This window comes from Bacillus sp. MN7755 (assembly GCF_054771475.1).
On record NZ_BTRL01000028.1, the window covers coordinates 19,829 to 40,681 of the forward strand.

General features: G+C 34.1%; 17 protein-coding genes. 4 read left to right on the forward strand and 13 right to left on the reverse strand.

Annotated features, from left to right (window positions below; translation table 11 throughout):
• The first annotated feature begins 177 nt into the window (after positions 1-177).
• Positions 178-1,170 carry a F510_1955 family glycosylhydrolase gene (locus tag ACYVEC_RS26950; RefSeq protein WP_063224252.1) on the forward strand — a complete coding sequence of 331 codons (993 nt, stop codon included), beginning with the start codon at positions 178-180 and terminating at the stop codon, positions 1,168-1,170.
• Between the two features lie 15 nt (positions 1,171-1,185).
• A complete protein-coding gene (locus ACYVEC_RS26955; protein WP_460509212.1) occupies positions 1,186-1,896 on the forward strand; it encodes an urease accessory protein UreH domain-containing protein in 711 nt (236 codons plus the stop codon).
• A gap of 85 nt (positions 1,897-1,981) precedes the next feature.
• Here the strand turns inward: ACYVEC_RS26955 and ACYVEC_RS26960 are convergent, their stop codons facing one another.
• Positions 1,982-2,866 carry a hypothetical protein gene (locus ACYVEC_RS26960; RefSeq protein ID WP_063224253.1) on the reverse strand — a complete coding sequence of 295 codons (885 nt, stop codon included), beginning with the start codon at positions 2,864-2,866 and terminating at the stop codon, positions 1,982-1,984.
• Between the two features lie 245 nt (positions 2,867-3,111).
• Between ACYVEC_RS26960 and ACYVEC_RS26965 the strand changes: the two genes are divergently transcribed.
• Complete coding sequence (locus ACYVEC_RS26965) at positions 3,112-3,342, forward strand: DUF896 domain-containing protein (RefSeq protein ID WP_063224254.1); 231 nt, start codon at positions 3,112-3,114, stop codon at positions 3,340-3,342.
• A 47-nt stretch (positions 3,343-3,389) separates the two neighbouring features.
• Here the strand turns inward: ACYVEC_RS26965 and ACYVEC_RS26970 are convergent, their stop codons facing one another.
• From ACYVEC_RS26970 to ACYVEC_RS27015, 10 genes are all read right to left on the reverse strand, one after another.
• Positions 3,390-3,872 (reverse strand): CcdC family protein, encoded by a 483-nt coding sequence (locus ACYVEC_RS26970; RefSeq protein WP_460509217.1) that lies wholly within the window; start codon positions 3,870-3,872, stop codon positions 3,390-3,392.
• 234 nt (positions 3,873-4,106) lie between these two features.
• Positions 4,107-4,502 carry a cytidine deaminase gene (locus tag ACYVEC_RS26975; RefSeq protein WP_000358520.1) on the reverse strand — a complete coding sequence of 132 codons (396 nt, stop codon included), beginning with the start codon at positions 4,500-4,502 and terminating at the stop codon, positions 4,107-4,109.
• Between the two features lie 33 nt (positions 4,503-4,535).
• Positions 4,536-5,837, reverse strand: coding sequence for a pyrimidine-nucleoside phosphorylase (locus ACYVEC_RS26980; protein WP_063224256.1), 1,302 nt, complete (start codon positions 5,835-5,837; stop codon positions 4,536-4,538).
• 36 nt (positions 5,838-5,873) lie between these two features.
• Positions 5,874-7,055: a NupC/NupG family nucleoside CNT transporter gene (locus tag ACYVEC_RS26985; protein ID WP_063224257.1), complete on the reverse strand. Its 1,182-nt coding sequence runs from the start codon at positions 7,053-7,055 to the stop codon at positions 5,874-5,876.
• Between the two features lie 102 nt (positions 7,056-7,157).
• Entirely contained in the window at positions 7,158-7,829 is a 672-nt protein-coding gene (gene deoC, locus ACYVEC_RS26990; protein ID WP_001017434.1) for a deoxyribose-phosphate aldolase, read from the reverse strand.
• Between the two features lie 303 nt (positions 7,830-8,132).
• The gene (locus tag ACYVEC_RS26995) at positions 8,133-9,080 is read right to left on the reverse strand and encodes a sugar-binding transcriptional regulator (protein ID WP_063224258.1); all 948 of its coding nucleotides are present in this window, start codon (positions 9,078-9,080) and stop codon (positions 8,133-8,135) included.
• A gap of 839 nt (positions 9,081-9,919) precedes the next feature.
• Positions 9,920-10,957 (reverse strand): serine hydrolase domain-containing protein, encoded by a 1,038-nt coding sequence (locus tag ACYVEC_RS27000; RefSeq protein ID WP_063224285.1) that lies wholly within the window; start codon positions 10,955-10,957, stop codon positions 9,920-9,922.
• A gap of 647 nt (positions 10,958-11,604) precedes the next feature.
• Positions 11,605-13,395: a helix-turn-helix transcriptional regulator gene (locus ACYVEC_RS27005; protein WP_063224259.1), complete on the reverse strand. Its 1,791-nt coding sequence runs from the start codon at positions 13,393-13,395 to the stop codon at positions 11,605-11,607.
• 4 nt (positions 13,396-13,399) lie between these two features.
• Entirely contained in the window at positions 13,400-13,990 is a 591-nt protein-coding gene (locus ACYVEC_RS27010; RefSeq protein ID WP_063224260.1) for a sensor domain-containing protein, read from the reverse strand.
• 767 nt (positions 13,991-14,757) lie between these two features.
• The gene (locus tag ACYVEC_RS27015) at positions 14,758-15,918 is read right to left on the reverse strand and encodes a serine hydrolase domain-containing protein (RefSeq protein ID WP_098556137.1); all 1,161 of its coding nucleotides are present in this window, start codon (positions 15,916-15,918) and stop codon (positions 14,758-14,760) included.
• Positions 15,919-16,486: 568 nt separating this feature from the next.
• Here ACYVEC_RS27015 and ACYVEC_RS27020 point away from each other — a divergent pair.
• Positions 16,487-18,517, forward strand: a complete 2,031-nt coding sequence (locus ACYVEC_RS27020; RefSeq protein ID WP_098556139.1) for a serine hydrolase — start codon at positions 16,487-16,489, stop codon at positions 18,515-18,517.
• Positions 18,518-18,872: 355 nt separating this feature from the next.
• Here the strand turns inward: ACYVEC_RS27020 and ACYVEC_RS27025 are convergent, their stop codons facing one another.
• Together ACYVEC_RS27025 and nheC are read right to left on the reverse strand one after the other, a co-directional pair.
• The gene (locus ACYVEC_RS27025; protein WP_063224263.1) at positions 18,873-19,499 is read right to left on the reverse strand and encodes a LysE family translocator; all 627 of its coding nucleotides are present in this window, start codon (positions 19,497-19,499) and stop codon (positions 18,873-18,875) included.
• A 235-nt stretch (positions 19,500-19,734) separates the two neighbouring features.
• Positions 19,735-20,814, reverse strand: coding sequence for a non-hemolytic enterotoxin NHE subunit C (nheC, locus tag ACYVEC_RS27030; RefSeq protein ID WP_063224264.1), 1,080 nt, complete (start codon positions 20,812-20,814; stop codon positions 19,735-19,737).
• Positions 20,815-20,853: the final 39 nt, after the last annotated feature.

Below are 20,853 nucleotides of genomic sequence, written 5' to 3' on the forward strand. Positions count from 1 at the left end.
CAATACAATTCATTCTATTATTGTTATAATTTTTCGTCAATTAATAGTACTCATAGAGACAGGAAAATTTTCATTATTAGGGCCCCTTTTAAGCTAAATTATGCATACCACTCCACAATTTCTTGACATTTATTCCATATACTTAAAATCTCATATATAGGAAAGGAGCCTACAAATTTGAAGCATTATGTGGCAACAGGATTAGCAATTACTTCTTTATTAATCATTTCAGGATGTTCTAGCAACGCCGAAACAGCAACAGTAAAGAAAGAAACAATACAATCTCAGACAAAAAACACAGAAACAGTAAATACGATTCCGCAAAACTTCTATAAAGAGATTACATCTGGAAAAATCGAGCACATTCACGGAATTGGCTTTGTAGGAAATATGCCGGGGATTTCTATCGCAACCCACAGTGGTATAAAAGTTTATCAAAATGGAAAATGGTTAGAAACTGCTAAACAGCTACACGATTATATGGGCTTCCAGGCAACGAGAAATGGATTTTTTGCCAGCGGTCATCCTGAACCAGGTGCAAATTTAAAAAATCCTTTAGGATTAATGAAAAGTTCTGATGGCGGTAATACTCTTGAAAAGCTAGCGTTTTACGGAGAATCTGATTTTCATAACCTCGCTGTCGGATATAATACGGAAGCAATTTATTTATACAATGAGCGTCCAAATTCTAAATTACAACAAGGTTTTTATTTCAGTACGAACAACGGACAAGATTGGAAAAATAGTAAGTTAAAAGGTCTTTCAAGTACGATTCATTCCTTTTCAGTACATCCGGATCAATCTAGTGTAGTCGCAGTAAGCGCTAAAGACGGCGTATATTTATCTACGGATTCTGGAAATACATTTGAACTATTTTCTAAATCAATTGAATCGACCGCAGTTACATTAAGTAATGAAGACATTATATATGCCTCTATCAATAAGCAAAATGAGCAATCACTAACGAAAAAATCAATTGCTACAAACGAAGAAACTAGCATACAAATTCCATCTTTAGACTCTAAAGATACAATCATGTATATATCACAAAATCCTCAAAATTCAGCTGAAATCGTATTTGCTACAACGAAAGCAAGTGTGTTCCTCTCTACAGATGAAGGTAAAACGTGGAAGCAACTTACTAAAGAGGGCACATTCCAATTTAATTAGAAAGGTGAATATAACGTGTTTTCAGCAATTAGTGAATGGAGTTATCAACTCATGTCTCCTTTAATGGCTATCGCGAATACTACGAAATCAATTCCTCTTTTATTTGCGTTTTTATTAGGTATAGTAGGTACCCTTGCTCCTTGCCAATTAACAGGAAACATTAGTGCTATTACACTTTATAGCAATCAATCTTTACAAAAGGGATATCATATACTGTTATTCATTTTAGGAAAAATAATAGCTTTTACGACACTCGGACTATTAGTATGGTTTTTAGGAAAAGAGATTCAGCAAATATTGACTTTGTATTTCCCATGGTTAAGAAAAATGATGGGACCTTTATTAGTTTTAATGGGGCTCATGTTGGCAGGTATTATAAAAGGTATAAATTTCTTCTCTTTCAAATTTATACGAAAACAAAATGAAATTGGTTCATTTTTACTCGGATTCTTCTTTTCCTTAGCTTTCTGCCCAACTATGTTCGTTCTATTTTTCGGAACATTAATCCCGTTATCTTTCTCATCTAATTATGGATACTTGTTTCCAACATTCTTTTCGATAGGAACTGCTCTCCCTATCGTTATATTAATGTTTATCATCTCCTACCTTGGATTAAATGGGGCACTACTTAAAAAGAGCAGAAAAGTAGGAAAAAACATTCAGCTTATAGCAGGGGTACTACTCATTTTAGTTGGACTTTATGATATATCTTTATATTGGGTATAAATAAAAAAGGTAAGTTCCAGTGACTTGAACTTACCTTTTTTACAAATTATATTTAACTCTTCTGCATGCCCTTTTGCTTCATCTCCTACTTTTTATACAGTAGTACTGCACCAAATAAAAATACCCCCGCAACAAATGAAGCTACTGGTAACATCTTTATCGTTTCATCAGGAAATACGAGCGGCAATAATGGAAATGCATACGCTGCTGGAATACGTACACCGATGATTTTTAATAATATAAGCATCAACATCATATTTAATAACGTAACTATAATCCATGAATCAATTGTAAAATACAATACCGTTCCAACAGTTGCCGATATAGTTAGTACTACTATTTGTTTAAAAGCCATTTTTTCATTATACATCGGCTTTTGAAGTGATTCATACACAACAACTAATATTGGTGGAATCACTGCCAATTGTTCATAACCAGTTATCCAACATAAACTGATCCACACAAAATTTAGTATGAGAAATACAATCATATATTTATATTGAATATGCACTTTTCGCTCAATACCGTTGTTTAATTTAAATATAAGAACACCAAGCATTAATATAAATGTTAAAGCGAATACCGCGATAACAAATGACCATTCCGTCGCATTTGTTACTAATGGTAATAAACCTGTCGCAATAGATGGTGCTAAATTAGATTGAATTACACGTAAAAACAGCATCATAAATACAAGCGTTATGCTTACTTTCTCTAAATAGGCTATATCCATTTGATTAACCATAAAACCAATCACAGCTGTTATTGACGGTGCAATAAAGATTTTTTCTGGCTGCCTTAACCAACCTGGCTCACGATACGCCCATAAAGCAATTGCCATCGCTGCTATTTCCGGCAAAATGACTTCCGGATCATTTAATAACAAACCCGCTGTTACCATAGCTAAAATAAATAAAATAGCAATCGTATATGAGATGATTGTTTCTTTTTTTGAAATTACTGCATTCATTATTACATACTCCTTTTTGCTTATTACTTTCATAATGTAAAACAATATACAATACCTTACTAAGGTATTGTATATTGTTATCTTTTCTATTTCAAGTATTAGTAAGTTATTTACATCTTTTCTCAACCCATACCCTTACAAAAAAAGAAATTTTTATAGGCGTTGACACTTAATGAGAGATAGGTTACAATAACTATACATTAGTAAGTAGCTAATGTAATTAAATCTAACTAGAGGCGAAACAAATGAAAAACATTTTATTCCGTATTAACGAATTATCAAAAAAAGAAAAAGCATCTGGATTAACAGTTGATGAAAAACAAGAACAACAAATGTTGCGTCAAAACTATACACAAACATTTCGTGGAAGCTTAGATTCCATTTTATTAAACACAAAAATTGTTGATCAACATGGTCTTAACGTTACCCCGGCGGCATTACAAGATGCTCAAATACGTTTAAAATTAAGCAAATGAGTTCCGCGCTAAAGAATTTCAATAAAACATAAAAAAAGCTGGATTTCCTATATAGAAATTCCAGCTCTTTTTATGTTCTTTTCCAATTTAATATATGAGCGATACATCGCAATTCTCCACGATATAATCATCGCAAATGCGAGTAAGTAAAACATTCCGCTTAACTCTGCTAAATCAATCGATTGACTTAAATATGATTTCAATGCTACTCGTACAGCTAATAATCCGACTAAAATAAATATAAATGCTTTTGACGGTTTCATATATATTTGTTCATCTCTTATTTCGAACTTTGTTGTTTTAATAAGAAATATAGAGAAAATAAGCCCTGCGATAATTACCTCTACTATTTCTAACGATGTTAATCGAAACTCCGGTAAAAAATACATTATGGCGCCAGTACTCATAAAAAGTGGCGGCAATATAATTTTCTTTTTCGTTACCGGCTTTTTTGCTGCCTTCAAGCGAAGAAACATTACTCCAACAGCTATACAGACTGCTACGATACTTGATAAAAGTGCTAAACTCATACTCCCCACCCCTATCTATTTAAAAGATTTTTCGAGCAAAATCATAAACAAATAATGAAGTAAATGCTGCATTATATAATTTCTTTATTCTATTCCTCCTGCTGTAAATTTTCTATATTCGCTGCAATCATTTTACGCAAAGTATATGAACGGAATATGAACAAAATATTACACTCAATTTCTGAAAATAAAAAAGCCATTCCACAATTATAAATTGCGAAATGGCTTTTTAACTTATTTTAAATCTTCAATTGAGAAAGCACCTGGCAGTAACTGCTCAACAGTTACTTCTTTTTCATCGCCTTTTACATTCGTTAATAATACAGGCATTTTCGGATCACAGAATTCAGCAATTACTTGTCTACAAGCACCACACGGTGAAATCGGTCCGTCCGTTTCGCCTGTAATAACTAAGTAACTAAAATCGCGCTCACCTTCTGATACTGCTTTAAAGATCGCTGTTCTTTCTGCACAGTTACATAAACCGTAAGAAGCATTTTCTATATTACAACCAGTATAGATTTTACCTTCTTTCGTAACTAACGCTGCACCAACAGGAAATTTTGAATACGGAATATATGCTTTTGCTAACATCTTATTTGCTTCTTCAATATATTTTTTCTTATCCATATTATTTCCCCCTCAAAGTAAGTGTAATGATGATTAGTCAGTAATAACTGTATGAACTAATTTAGGAGCTACTGCTGTTTCAGCGATAGAAATGTTCTCATAAATTTTGGCTTTTACATCTTCTACATTTTCGCGATTTGCGTAAATCGTTACGAACGGCTCGCCTTCTTTTACTGCATCGCCCACTTTTTTACGTAACATTAACCCTACAGCTAAATCAATTTCATCTTCTTTTGTTGCACGGCCAGCACCAAGTAGCATAGCTGCGATACCGATTTCATCTGCAACAATGTTAGAAATAACACCTGAAGTTTTAGCAGGTACATCAATTACATATTTCGCTTGTGGCATTTTTTCTGGATTGTCTACAATCGAGCTATCTCCGCCTTGATTGCTTAAGAACTCTTTAAACTTCTCAGTTGCTTTTCCGTTCTTCATCACTTCAATTAACATTTCACGCGCTTCTTCTAATGTATTTGCCTTTTTCGCAAGTACAACCATCTGACTTCCTAATACGAGTACTAACTCTGTTAAATCTTCTGGCCCTTCGCCTTTTAACGTATCAATCGCTTCTTTCACTTCTAGAGCGTTACCAATTGCAAAACCAAGTGGTTGTGACATATCTGAAATAACAGCCATAGTTTGACGTCCTACATTATTTCCGATACGTACCATTGCATGTGCTAATTCTTTTGCATCTTCTTCTGTTTTCATGAATGCGCCAGCACCTGTTTTTACATCAAGTACGATTGCATCGGCACCAGCTGCAATTTTTTTACTCATAATTGAACTTGCAATTAGAGGAATAGAGTTTACTGTTCCTGTTACATCGCGTAATGCATAGATTTTTTTATCTGCAGGCGTTAAGTTACCAGTTTGTCCAATAACAGCTACTTTGTCACGGTTTACAATATCAATGAACTGCTCTTTCGTAATTTCAACGTGGAATCCTTCTACCGCTTCTAATTTATCGATTGTTCCGCCTGTATGTCCTAAACCACGACCAGACATTTTTGCTACTGGTACATCTAAAGCAGCTACTAATGGTCCCAATACTAATGTTGTTGTATCACCAACACCGCCAGTTGAATGTTTGTCTACTTTAATTCCTTGAATTGCTGATAAGTCGATCGTTTCTCCAGACTCCACCATTGCCATCGTTAAATCTGCACGCTCACGATCTGTCATATCTTTAAAGAAGATTGCCATTGCAAGTGCACTCACTTGATAATCAGGAATACTTCCGTCTGTATATCCATTAATAAAGAATTTGATTTCTTCAGTCGTTAATTCTTTACCGTCACGTTTTTTCGCAATAATATCTACCATTCTCATTACAATCACCATTCCTTTTTATATTATATGAATCTATTAAAATAATAAGCCCACGATTGTTGCTGATAAGAAACTTACTAATGTTGCACCGAAAAGTAATTTCAAACCAAATCTTGCGACTACATTCCCTTGCTTTTCATTTAAGCTCTTAACTGCTCCTGCAATAATTCCAATTGAAGAGAAGTTTGCAAATGAAACTAAGAATACAGATATAATCGCTGTCGTTCTATCTGAGAAATTAAAGTTTCCTTGTGCTAGATCTGTCATAGCGACAAATTCATTTGATACTAATTTTGTTGCCATAATATTTCCGGCATTAACAGCTTCATGCCAAGGTACACCCATAATAAATGCAAATGGCGCAAATACATAACCAAGGATTTCTTGGAATGAAATACCGATTACACCTTTAAATACTGCATTAACGAATGCGATAAGAGCAACAAAACCGACTAACATAGCTGCTACTGTAATCGCAACTTTAAATCCATCTATAATGTATTCCCCTAATACTTCAAAGAAGGTCTTCTTTTCTTCTTCTTGTACTTCTAACATATCTTCTTCTTCAGTAACTTCATAAGGGTTAATAATAGAAGCAATAATGAAGCCACCGAATAAGTTAAGCACTAAAGCGGTTACAACATATTGCGGTTTTAATAACACCATATATGATCCAACGATAGACATTGAAACAGTAGACATTGCAGATGCACATAATGTATACATTCTTTTCTCTGGCAATAATCCTAGTTGCTTCTTAACTGAAATAAACACTTCAGATTGTCCTAAAATCGCAGAAGCAACAGCGTTATATGATTCTAGTTTCCCCATTCCATTTACTTTACTTAATGCTAGACCGATAGATTTCACAATAATAGGTAGCACTTTAATGTGTTGCAAAATACCTATTAAAGCTGATATAAATACGATTGGCATTAATACACTTAAAAAGAATGAAAACTCTTTTTGATTTACTAATCCACCAAATACGAAATTCACACCGTCAGCGGCATATTTTAATAGCTCTCCAAAACCATCTGCTATTCCGCTAATTAATATATTCCCGATACTTGTATTTAATAATAGAAACCCCAAAATGAATTGTAATATAACCATCGTTATGATTGGGCGATATTTGACTTTCTTTCTATCATTACTAGCAAGCCAAGCGATACCTAAAATCAATACGAGGCCAAAAACACCGATTAAGTACTTCATAAGCCGTTTCCTCCCATTCGTATCCGCTTACATTTGTTTCAATTGTTAAAGCAATAGATACACTTTACTTTGTGTATCTATTGCTCACGACTTCATTAATGATTAGTAGTTATCTGTAGCACCTTTTGCATCATTTAATACGATTGCAACACTAGCACTAGCTCCAACGCGAGAAGCTCCAGCAGCTACCATTTTGTCTGCATCTTCACGTGTACGAACGCCACCAGATGCTTTTACACCAACGTTTGGTCCAACTGTTTTACGCATTAATGCGATATCTTCAGCAGTTGCTCCGCCAGTTGAGAATCCAGTTGAAGTTTTTACGAAATCAGCACCAGCTTTTACTGATAATTCACAAGCGCGTACTTTCTCTTCATCTGTTAATAGGCAAGTTTCAATGATTACTTTTACAAGAGCTTTTCCTTTTGCTGCTTGTACTACTTCATAAATGTCTTTTTCAACGAATTCGTTGTCCCCATCTTTTAAAGCACCAACGTTGATTACCATATCAACTTCAGTTGCACCTTTTGCGATAGCATCTTTTGTTTCAAATGCTTTTGTTTCAGTCGTGCTTGCTCCTAATGGGAAACCGATTACAGTACAAACGTCTACATCATGTCCAGCTAATTCTTCAGCAGCTAGCTTCACCCATGTAGGATTAATACAAACAGAAGCGAATTTATATTCCTTTGCTTCCTCGATTACTTTCATAACATCTTCTTTTGTAGAATTAGCTTTTAAAATTGTATGGTCAATTAACTTTGCAATATTCATTATTATCACTCCTCATATCTTTTAACAACTTCATTCTAACTCTTAGTTGAACAAATGTAAATACACTTTTGAAATTTTGTTCATTCTTTTTAAAAAGGAATTTTCTTATAGTAAAGCGCATTCTAACTAAGAAACACTTCATATATAAAATTAAAATTTTTATGTTAACAATGGTAGTATGTATCTCAATATCCATAATTATTTTTAAAAAGGAAATTTGTGTTCAAAAAAGACCTCTATAATTCATACATAACAAAATAAAAGGCTTTCTCAAAATTAACATCTTGAGAAAGCCTTTTATTTCTAACCTTTTTGATAATGTAACAGTTCTTTTGCTGTATGCTGATCAATAATTAAAACATTTGCATACCCGCCACGTAACGCACCATCAATTGCTTTTATTTTTCTATTACCACCTGCAACTAAAATAGAGCGTTTCTTTAATTTCAGTTCCTCTAACTCAATTCCAATTGTACGCTGATTAATCTCTTCGCTACTAATATTTCCATCTCCATCAAAGAAACGTGAACAAATGTCACCGACCGATTGTTTTTTGAGTAAACTTGTTTCATCCTGATCGAAATAACCTAATCTGAATAATAGTGCTTCGTCTCGCACTGTTCCTACAGTAAAAATTGCAATATTCGCTTGTTTCCCCATTTCGATAATGTGATGAATATGTCGATCCTGCTCTACTAATTCTTTTGTCACTGCATTATCAAATATAACTGGAAGAGGTAGATTTCTTGGTGTCGTTTGAAAAGCATCTGCAAATAAAGCTATCGTCTCATTCGCATATGTATTTACACTCGAATGACTAATACCACCTTTTAACTGGACAACTTCTACCCCTTTTACATGTTGCGGTACGATTTTTCTAGCGATTTCATACATCGTCATTCCCCAGCTTACACCAACGATATCACCGTTTTTAACCGTCTTTTCCATATACTCAGCTGCATATTTACTTATATACTCTGTAATCGTTGCATATTCTGGCACTGGAGAAAATACGACATGTGCCTCTAACAAGCTGTACTTTTCTTTCAATAAATTCCCAACGTTATCTAAATCCGCAAATGGATCGGCTATACTAATTTGAACAAACCCTTTTTCTTTCGCGTACTTTAATAATCTCGAAATCGTCGGTCTTGAAATATTTAATTTATTAGCAATTTCTTGCTGACTATAATCTGATTGATAATATAACCTCGCAACTTCAACGCTTAATTGTTGTTTATCTTTATCCATAGTAACTCATTACATATCCTTTCCTGCATTTCCTTTTCGTTACAAGCATTATACAGCTTTATGCAAAAAAATTCGACTACCGAATTTTATCTAACTGAACTTCTATTACACTTATTATATACAATGAAATCTTATTGTGTAGATTTACAAACTCAATATAAATACACTTGAAACATATAAATCGATTTATATGTAATTCATTCTTTTTTGCTTTTTCTGTAGTAACGATAACAAAGCCATTCAATAACAAACATTAAATATCGTTTATGGAGCTTCCTTAATGTACGGTAAAACCAAGTTTATTAACATAGAAATTCCTTAGCGTGCGAAATTTGCATTTTGATGGTGATCCATTCCCATCAACTTAAGAACAGAAACAAAGTGAACTTTCGTTTAAATAAACTAAAAAACCCTTAAAACACTTTTTCTCCTTAAAAATGAGAACGCCAAATAAACTTAGGTAGGTATTATTTTTCAAAAAAGATAAACAAGTTATCAGGCAGGTAGGCAACACCGAAGGAAGTTAATGAAAGACCTAACTTTAGCTTTTCTTAGCTTGATGTGGCGATACCACATCAAGCTAAGAAAAGCTATTACCCCCAAAACGCAAACTTTGTATTTATTATGTCCCTACGTTCTTATTAAATAAAAATGAGAATGCAGGGATACTCATTTTGTAATATTACCGCAACAATCGTATTGATTATTCCTAATATTAAAAATACCAATTTGATTCTAAGGTCATTTCCGTTTTTTGATTGGATTTTGAGAAAGTGTAAGGTAAATTCTTTTAAATAATATAAACCAAATCCAAATACTGTATTCTAAGCTCTATTTTTTTACTTTTCTAAAACAATTTCTGCTATTTCATTAGCATATTTTTTAGAGTCAAATTCATCATAGTTACTTAGTACCGCAACAGACAAAAATTTTTCTGGAAACCGCATAAAATGTGAACGATAACCTGCCCAACTTCCTGAATGTTCCAAGTATCGACAGTTAAAACCTTCAGTAACTCTCAACCCAAAAGCATAATCTTCATTGTCAATAATTGTCTCTCCAGTTGGAGAGATTTTCGGACCTATTTCGCTCATTCTTTTAACCAGTTCTTTTCCACCAACGATTCCTGTAGTTAGATTTTCTCCCCACCTTACCAGATCTTCAACTGTTGTATGAACTGCCCCATCTCCTGTATGTTCCCAAGGGCTTTCATAGATTTTATATGTTCCCTGCTCATTCTTCGAATATCCACTAGCAATTGCTACAGTAGTTGGATAGTAATCCACAATTGTTGTGGCCCTCATATTTAAAGGACCAAAAATACAATCCTTTGTAAACTGACATAGAGACTTGCCACTTACCTTCTCTATCACTTGTGATAATAAAAAATACCCTGTATTGCTATACTCAAATTTTGTGCCAACTGGGAACCTTGCGATTTGATGACCATTAAGGTGTTTTAGCGATTCTTCTACAGTTAATTTGTCAGTATATTTAATATTCTCTGCTTCAGCCAATTCCATATAATCAACTAGTCCACCAGTGTGATGAATTAGTTGTCTCAATGTTACAGGTTCAGCATATGCTCCTATAGAAGGGACAAACTTTACAATTGAATCATCTAAACTTAATCTCCCCTCTTGTTCTAACATTAATATAGAAAATGCTGTGAATTGTTTAGAAACTGAGGCTACATTAAAAACGGTTTTGGTAGTTATGGGTAGATTTTTCTCTATAGAAGCTAAGCCAACTGCACCCTTATAAGTTACTCCGCTATCTAAACTAGCAATATATGCACAGCCAGGAGCTTTTGATGAAAACTTTTTTAATAATTGTTTAATCGATGTATGCGTCTTTTCATTATATGTATTATTCACCTCAATCACATGCCCTTCCCTTTAAATGATTAGAAATATATTAACCTGTTATCTTTCTCATATTGAATCCAATTGAACTCCGTATCGGATTATGAAATCCAGCAATAGGATGGCCATCTTCAGGCTGGTTGCGTAATCCTACTTGTATACTTCAGTTTTAGATTATCTTTTGCATCATTCTAATATAATTTGAATTTTAGAATTATATTACACGTTTTACTTCAACTCAAAACTACATATTTTAATTTGACTACAATAAAGCACCCTCACACTAATTTCTTTAGTTTCTAAATTCTTCTCTTTATAGAGAACTTGAATTTAGTGAGTGCTATTATCCCCGACTTTACGGAAGTAACTCTTTCAATTCCAAAACCACTCATGGAAACGTAATAGATACTTTCGAAATGGGGTCAATAACATCTAAATCACAGATGTTATTGACCAAAATATCTATTTTACTTTTTCGATATGAAAATCCGAATACCCATTTTAAACAACTAAATTATATTAGACTATATTCACAAAAAAGCAGGGGGTTGCCAACTCTTTATTTTTCATTGTAGTTTCAAGTGTAGTATTGGGTAGTAATGCCCTGTATTATCTGTAAGTTCCCCATTGACTTCAGCTAACTAGTTCAAGTGAGAGAGTCAAGAAAGTAATCCTATATCTTTTGCCTTTTGTACTGCATCTTCTCGATTTTTAACTCCTAGCTTCTCATAAAGATTGGAGGCGTAATTTCTTACCGTTCCGTTTGACAAGTAAAGTGTCGAAGCTATTGTTTTATAACGGCTTCCTTGTGATAATAGTTCCAAAATCTCTAATTCTCGTTTCGTTAATCCATACTCTTTTCCATCTGATCGTGATTCAAATAATCCTGTTTCTTCATTTTCTTCCCACATTCTATGGAACAAGTCATGAGTAATCATCGTGCCTCCTCGATAGACTAGACGAATTGATTCAGCTAGTTCACGCGAATCTATGGATTTCAATACATATCCATCCGCACCATTTCGTATGATTTCTTTTGCCCTTTCTGTATTCTGAAAGGTTGACAGAATGAGTACACGAATGTCCGGCCATTTTTCCTTAATCACTTTAGTCGCATGAATCCCATCTAGATTTGGCATCTCTAAATCCATTAATACTACATCTGGTTTTAATCTCTCACACAATTCCAAAGCCCGTTCTCCATCTTCAGCCATTCCCACTACTTGTAAACCCTCCTGTCCATCCAAAATTGTGCGAAGACTTTCTCGGATAAAAGAATGATCGTCGACAATACACAGGCGGATTTGTTCATTAGAAAGTTGTACTTGTTTCGGTAAAACACATGAAATTAATGTCCCTTCCCCTTTTTTGGAATAAACAATGACTCTTCCTTGCAACTGACTTACACGCTCTTTCATTGCAGTTAATCCAAAACCATCCTTCCATTCTTCTACCCCACAGCCATTATCCTGTACATCCAATCTTATCTGTTGTGGTTCAAAATGAAGTGACACAATGATTTCTGTGGAATACCCATGGCGAACAGCATTTGTTAGTGATTCCTGCAAGCTCCGATATAGTGTCATTTTTGATTGTTTAGAGACCATATACTCTTCCCCTATTATTTGAGTACGTACATTTACTTTTGCATGTTTCTTAAATTCGTCTGTCAATTGTTGTAATGTGACAGCTAAGGGAAGCGATTCTTGTGACAAATCTAATTGATGTAAATACAGTCTTACTTCTTCCATACTGTTACGGGCCAATTGTAATAATGAATCGAGCTGTTGCTCTCCTTCTTTAGACTTTAATTCCATACGTAATGTTTCCATCCCCATAATAATTGAAGTATAGGAATGTCCCATCGTATCGTGTAAGTCTTTTGAAAGCCTATCACGTTCCTCGAGTAATGTAATCCGCTCAACTTGGGATACATATTGTTCCAATACATGTTTCTGGTTCCGAATAATTTCACTTTGACGGTAATTAATAGCCAGTAAACGAAAGAAAGAGCCCATAGCAAAAGCTAAACTGAGTTGTAGGATGATTGCCCATAAATCTGTTACTTTGGAAAATATCGCAATGAGCAATGGGAACAAAATAATTGTGATAGGACCCGACCAGCGGTAAGATTTATGAGCACTATTTGCCGCAATCATAAAAGTTGGCATTAAAAAAGTAAGATACGCTGACGGAAATAATAAAGTTAAATAGAAACACACTCCGCCAAATAATATTATTTCAGTAAACAAATAATAGCGATAACTAAACATTAAACAAATCCAAGGTACTGAGAATGAAACTATTTCCCAAAGAATAATGATCCAAAATGGTACTGTCAAATGATCTTGTTGTTGGATAGTCGTTGATATCAATGATAGCCAAATAATAAAACGTATACAAAGTAAGGCCCAATCATACCAAAACCATAGTTTCAAAGTCTTAAACAAATTATCACTCCTTTATAGCTTTAAACATGGAACGCGTGTACATTCCAATAATTTGAACTAAGCAGTTTCCAATAAAATTATGTATCACGATGAGAATGAAACCAACAATCATGACAAAAATTGCTGTCTCCCATGAATCCACAGCTATACCCAATAAGTATATATTAAAATATCGAAAAAGTAAGGGTGTAACGATACATACTAGTGGCATTACATACAGTAAAACAGCACATATAAGACTCATTATTCCGACCAAAAATTTCTGCATGAGCCAAAAAATAGCCCTCCAGTTGCTATTATTGAGGATTGTATCTCTCGCTTTAATCCATTTATCTCCCTCCTCTTTTTTTCTTGGTTCGAATAACTCTATCGATATATCTGTATAAATCTTTGTCTGAATACGTTCATACTGAACAAACGTGTGAGTTGTTTGTAGCACCCATGCTAATAAGGGAATACCCAAAAAGATAATCGTCATTACTAATGCAAATGTAACGCTGATCAGATAGAAACAAAAGTAAAAAAAACCGGATACAAAGGTAAATAACAAGAAATAAAAATCTTGCAAAGTTTTTTGAGCTAATGCTTTCGTCATTAATATCTCTCCTCCTCTTTCATTGCTAATGCGTTAAAAGCCACTTTTTTATTCTAAGTATTTTTCTGTCAAATACGGTAGTGTCAAAATGTCATGGTTTGTATGACATAACTATCAATACAGCCTTATTCTACTCAACTTTTGTTATCCTTTATAAATATGACAAAAAGTTCACTATCGAATATGATTCGCCACTTGCTATACTCTGTTCATACGCTAATTCTTTATGCTAAAGATAAGATTGTGCTCCCGATTTTATCTTTTTTCTTTGCAAATTTTTTGATATAAAATAGGAATCCTTATAATAAGGATTCCTGAAAGAAACGACGTGTCATAATCAATTCCTTGATTTCATGCATCATACGTATAAATTCCTTGGTTCCACATTTCATCTACTAAATAATACGTAGTAATAGATTTTAAGAGATTAAAATTTTTTGTATTTCCAAATAAATCTATACCTACCCTTGTTATTCCAGTAACATATCTTAGGTGCTTGCTGCATATAAAATTATTATGCTTTTGGATTTCACCTCCCTACTTCAATAAAATAATCATGGTTACCTAGTTGTGGAGGATAAAAAACCTTGATTAACTTCTTGTTTCTTTACAGTGAATGATTCTTAAACACTTATTGTACTTAGTTTATATTTGTCCTTATTTTCATCATTTTATCGAAATACTAGAACGTCAGTTTTTGTTAAAAATGATATAGTCAGCTGTTCAAAAATAAACTATGCCAAAATTTATCCGGTTTTCCTTTTTACCTACTTGCTAAATTCAGCAAGTAGAATATTTTTAAAAGGATCAGGACTATTAACTATGCGGTTGTTTAAGTTGATTGCCAATGTATGCTTTCCTCCAAGTGTGCCTCCAGCAAGAGTAATAAAACCTGGAGCGGCACCTGCATGTCCCCATATCGAGACACCATTTGGAAGTTTAGTTTCATAGATTCCAAGACCATAACCATCAACTCCCGCCATTCCTGTAGGAACTGTAGTAAGCATTTGTTTTAGTTGCTGTTCCTTTAGTAATTTTCCACTAAGCAAGTAAGAGAAAAATTTGTTTAAGTCATCAGCAGTAGAAATCATATCTCCATCAGAGTTACCTGGGTAAGAATACGTAACGTCTTTGGGCTCACTTGCTTCATCTAGTTGGAAATATCCACGGGCATGGTTGGTACCTGGGATAACAGTTGAATTACCAGGTAGAAATGTATTCGACAATTCGAGTGGTTCAACAATCCGATTTTCAACCTCTTCCGCATAGCTGTTTCCAGTTACTTTTTCAATAAGGATACCCAGTATTACGTATCCTGTGTTTGAATAAGACCAGCTCTTACCTGGGGCAAAGTCTGGCGGAAGAGACAGTCCAATCTTTACTAATTCTTCAGCCGTATACAATTTTTTTGTATCCATAATATCATAGTCTTTTGACTTTAAGTATTCAGCAATCCCACTTGTATGATTCAATATCTGCCGAATCGTAATCTGGTTACCATCATATCCGTTTCCTTGAATGAAACCAGGCAACCATTTTTCGATGGAGTCATCTAGATTCAAGCGATTTTCTCCAGCTAATTGAAGTAGAACTGTTGCAATGAATGTCTTCGTCACACTGCCAATACGAAAGCGATAATCTGCTTTCATTGGTTTCTTCGTTCTCAGATCCGCTACCCCAGCGGCATAACTCCACGTTTTTCCACCCTTATAAATTGTAGCGAGTACTCCAGGGTATCCAAGTTGTAGTGTATCTCGCATTGCTTGCTTAACAGAAGTACGATTTTGTTGGGTACTTATTTGTAACGAACTAGATACATTTTGAGTGGGCTCTGCTTTTACAATTGAGGTTGGCGTTGTATATAATAGAGAACTTCCAGTCATTAAAAGACCTAAACCTGTAGATGTAATCTGACAATGCTTTTTCATAAAAATATTCCTCTCCTCTATTCATATTTTATTAGTAATTATTTGCTGTTTTATACTAGTCACACAGCTTTCATCTTTACCAAAGACAAATGGACAAGAGTTGATTTGCAAGTATCTTACTCAGTATTATTTTCACGAACGCTATTGAATCCTAACAAACAGTAAATCCCTCTTTTTCCACATGTATGTTAATCCTAAAAATTACTTCTTTTCCTTAAAACAATCTCGTTACTAGTTTATTTTTCATAAATATGTCATACCTGTTTCCCTTTTCATGCCTCTTTACCTTTTTATCATACGCAATGAAAATCTCCCCTCCTCATTTATTAATAACTGCTCTTTGATACTAAGTGTTTTTCTGTCATACACAGTAGTGTCAAAATGTCATGATTTTTATGACATAACTATTAATACAGCTTTATCGACTCAATTTTTGTTCTTCTTTATAAATATTACAAAAACTCACTTCCTACTATGACTTGCCTCTTGCTACACTCTGTTCATACGCTAACGGGTGCTAACTCGTTTCGCTAACAAAAAAACAAATCAATTAAAGGAGCGTACAAAAATGAAACAAGCAATTAACAAACTGGGGATTGTTGCAGTTCTTCTTTCTTCTTCAACAATGATTTCTGCGTGTTCCCAACAATTATTAGAAGCTGAAAAATCAAAACCATTAGCATCCTCGACTAATATTCAAATGATGGAAGGACCTAATAATAAAAAAGAAATAGAATCTTTTGCTGACCCGTTATTTGAAGAAAAAATGAAGAAGTATAATGTGAACGGTTCTAGTTTTGTCGTCGTTCATGATGGAAAAGTCGTTGTCAATAAAGGATATGGATATGCCAATAAAGAAAAGAAAATCCCCGTCACTAAGGACACGGTCTTTCAAATCGCTTCAGTCTCAAAAACTTTTACTGCTTTGGCTGTGATGCAGCAAGTCGATAAAGGAAAGCTTAAACTAGATCAAGACGTACAAAAATATCTTGGTGGATTAAAAATCCCTAATCAAACAGGGAAACCTCTCACCCTGTTTGATATGCTCACTTATACTAGCGGGGTAGATTTTCCGGACCTCACAAATATAACTGGACCCGAATACGTTCATAATAGTATACCAATGAAAGAATTTTTCTCTAAACATATGCCAACGGTGATACGGCCACCAGGGGAAGCTTATACGTATGACAACGTCTCATTTGCGCTCGCAGGGTTTGCAGTAGAGAATGCTACTAACACCCCTTTCTCGAAATATATGGAAAAAAATATTTTCAAACCATTAGATATGAAATCCACGAGTATGAGCTTTACGCCTGACCTTCTCGAAAGAATGGCTACACATTATGGTCCCACTGGTGATCCGATTCCAACAAGTGGGAGCGGTTTAAGGGATACACCACAAGGAAGCATTTTATCTACAGCGGAAGACATGTCAAAATACATGATTATGCAACTACAGAAAGGAACGTTTAAAGACAAAGAAATTGTAAGTAAAAAAAGCATAGATATGATGCATGCCTATCAAGTTTTTGATGATAAGACAATCCCTGTTGCGACAATTGGATTTGAAACACCTTTTAATAAATTTGCTAACGGTCAACACGTTGTAATGAAAGGTGGAAGTATGCCTGGACATCAATCACTGCTGATTTTAGTGCCTGAACAAAAAACAGCATTCTTCATGTCTTACAATAATGATTCAATGATGAGTATAGACATATATGAAGCTCTCATGGATCACTACTTCCCTGCTAAGAAGAATGAAGTAAAAACAAGTTATCTTCCGTTAGAAGAAAAAGAAGCTCATAAATACTTGGGCTTATTCCAAAATACGCGTTTCTCTGCAATTCGCACTCATTTTACTTATGAAAATGGGAATTTGGTCATGGAGGGTGGAACAACTGGAAAACAAGTTCTGAAAATGATTCATCCGTTGTTATTTGAAGATTCGGAAGGCAACAAAGTTGCTTTCAAAAAGAATTCAGCAGGAGAAATCACATATTTTCACTACACCTCTCCTAAAAGCTTTGATTTTGTAGCAGATGCTCAGAAAATTAACAACAAACTACCTTTTGATGACGTGCCACCAAAGAGTAAATATAGAAGTCACATTGATAATCTTCATGCTCTAAATATTATGGATGCTAAGACAGATAATCTATTTAATCCGATGGACACCATGACACAAGGAGAATTTGCGGATATGCTGTTACTTGCTCACGGATGGAACGGTTTTCCAGACGAATCCAAGGAGGCAAGGGAAAAAATGATGAATGGAATTCCAGAGTATAACCATGCTACTCCGATTACCCGACAGGTCGCAGCAACCATGATTCAAAACGTAAAGCAAATTCAAGATTTGAAAATGATTCAAACTGATAAAACTATTAAAGTTAAATTACTTGATGCCGCAGATGATTGGGCAGTCCAATCTATTCAAGCACTTGCCTCCCAAGGAATTCTAGACCCTGATACTTCCATCAATGCTGATGGGTCCTTTATGTTCCGTCCGAAAGATCTGTTACTGCGTCAAGAAGCAAGTGCCTTGCTGGATTTATCTTTTGATTATTATGCACTGCCTATCAAACGACAGTAGATATTCATCCTAAATTGAATCAAAATAATTGGATGATGGTATCTCATCAGCATCAGGTAAAGAATAACAAGAAATTCAACTTTATAAGAGCTTTCTGGAAACGGTAACGATTTGAAACATAACCTGACACACTTGAAGTTTTTGCATTTAAAGAAGGAACCTATCATGAAGTATGATAGGTTCCTTCTTTGTTATATAAATAATTTTAACTTTGATATAAGAGGTTAATAATGCCAATTATCCGAAAAAAAGATCAACTTCCCTACCTTAAAACCATTATAAAATTGTGAAATAGTAGCTTTAGAACAAATGAAACGAGAAATAACCGCCATTATTTCTCGTTTCATTTACATATTTATTTTTGGAAAAACAATCTAACTCCAAATACTAATAGTACTGCGCCCGTAATACCCTCTATTGTACGGTTCACTCGTTCTTTTCTTAAAAAAGTTCTTAATTGACGTATGAGTGAGATATAAAGTAAATACCATATTGCTGTCAAAGCCGTAAATGTGACTCCTAACAAAAGAAATTGAAGGAAATGATTTTGATTACTCACAATAAATTGGGGTAAAAAACTAAGGAAAAACACAGCCGTTTTTGGGTTTAAAATTGCCGTAGTAAATCCTTGTCTAAAGCTTTTAAGCGTTCCACTATCCTTAGCGTTCATTTCCACTGAAACTGACAAATCTTCTTTTTTAGAAAAAGCACTTTTAATTGACTTTACAGCTAAGTAAATTAAATAAAAAGCCCCAGCATATTTTATAAATATAAATAACATAGAAAATTTCATTAGGATGGCAGAGAGTCCTAGCGTCGCCATTATTGTATGAATCATCATTCCAGACATCGTTCCTAAGACCGTCTTTATTCCACCATTTTTACCATACGATATAGTATTTTTTGTAACTAGTGCAAAACCAGGACCAGGCATTATTATAATTAGCATTGCTGTAAGGATAAATAATAAATAGTTTTCCATGTTCTAGTATTTCCTTTCCAATTTTTAGTTTTGCTTACAGTATAGCTTTTTTCATTAAAACATTACATATAAAAAGCTTGATCAGAAGTATATCTAGGTTATTAATATCAATTTGGCTAAATATTCCCCCAAAGCCACATTGATAAAACACAGGGCAAACTTATATATCAAATTATAAGCTCAACTCTCACAAAAAACAGGATAAAAAAAATAAACAGCAGAACTAGTCCACTGTTTATTTCACCACGCCTTCATATAATTTTTCTGTATAATCTTTTACATCTTTCCAGCTATCTTTCGCTGTATTCAAATCTTCTTTTATAAACGTAAATTCTTCAGGGCTGATTCCTTTTACGTTTTGTAGTAAATTATTATATTTTGCACCTACTGTATACCATTGATTTGATATATTTTGCAGTGCTGTAATCGCTGCATCAATTGTTTCTGTCATGTTTGTTGTTTTATTTTTTACATCAGTCAAAATTACGACTTCTGCTTGTGCTCCCGAAATTCTATCTTTTAAATTAGCTATTTCTCTTTCTGCATTTGCGATATCTTTTTTCGCAATCGCAATCATCGGTCCGCCAGCAAGACATGTTATTAATGCTACGCATAGTACACCACCAGCAATGACCATATCATTACTCTTTTTGATTGAATCGTTATATGTATTAATTTGTTGCTCTAGAGCTGGAATACCGGCATTCGTACTTGCCAAAATCGATGTTAATTGATTTGTATCCTCTTTAAAACTATTTGTGTCTTTCGCCATTCTACCGCGAAAGGCTTTCAAATTCCCTAATAATACATCTACCTCATTTTGATTCTTTACAATATCCGCATACAATTTTTCTAAATCCGCTTTTAACTTTACGCTATCTTTTTGATCAATCGCAATTAGCATACTATTATAATACGCTTGAAAAGTATTATTGTAATTAATAATATTTTGATCTGTTTTCATAATTTGCGGCTTCATATGATCTAACCAATACGCCGCGTTAATTTTTGCGTCTCTTTGGTGCTGAATCATATTCCCTTTAAACTCACTATTAATGGAACTTATTTTACTCAAATCAGTCTCTTGCTGATTTTGAATTAATTTTGCATATGAATCCATTGCAAATATGCTCGATGTCGTTTGCGCCATAACATCTCGGAATCCAGCTGGCCCTAGCGAATAATTTCCCGCACTTTCTTGCAATGTTTTTACGTTTTGTTCTGCTGCAAAAGGATGTAACGGAAATACATTACTCGTTGCTACTCCAGCAATCATTAACGTTAAAAGACATTTTTTATAAAATCGTTTCTGCATACTTTTCACCTATTTTCTTTATAAGGGTATAAAAAGCTC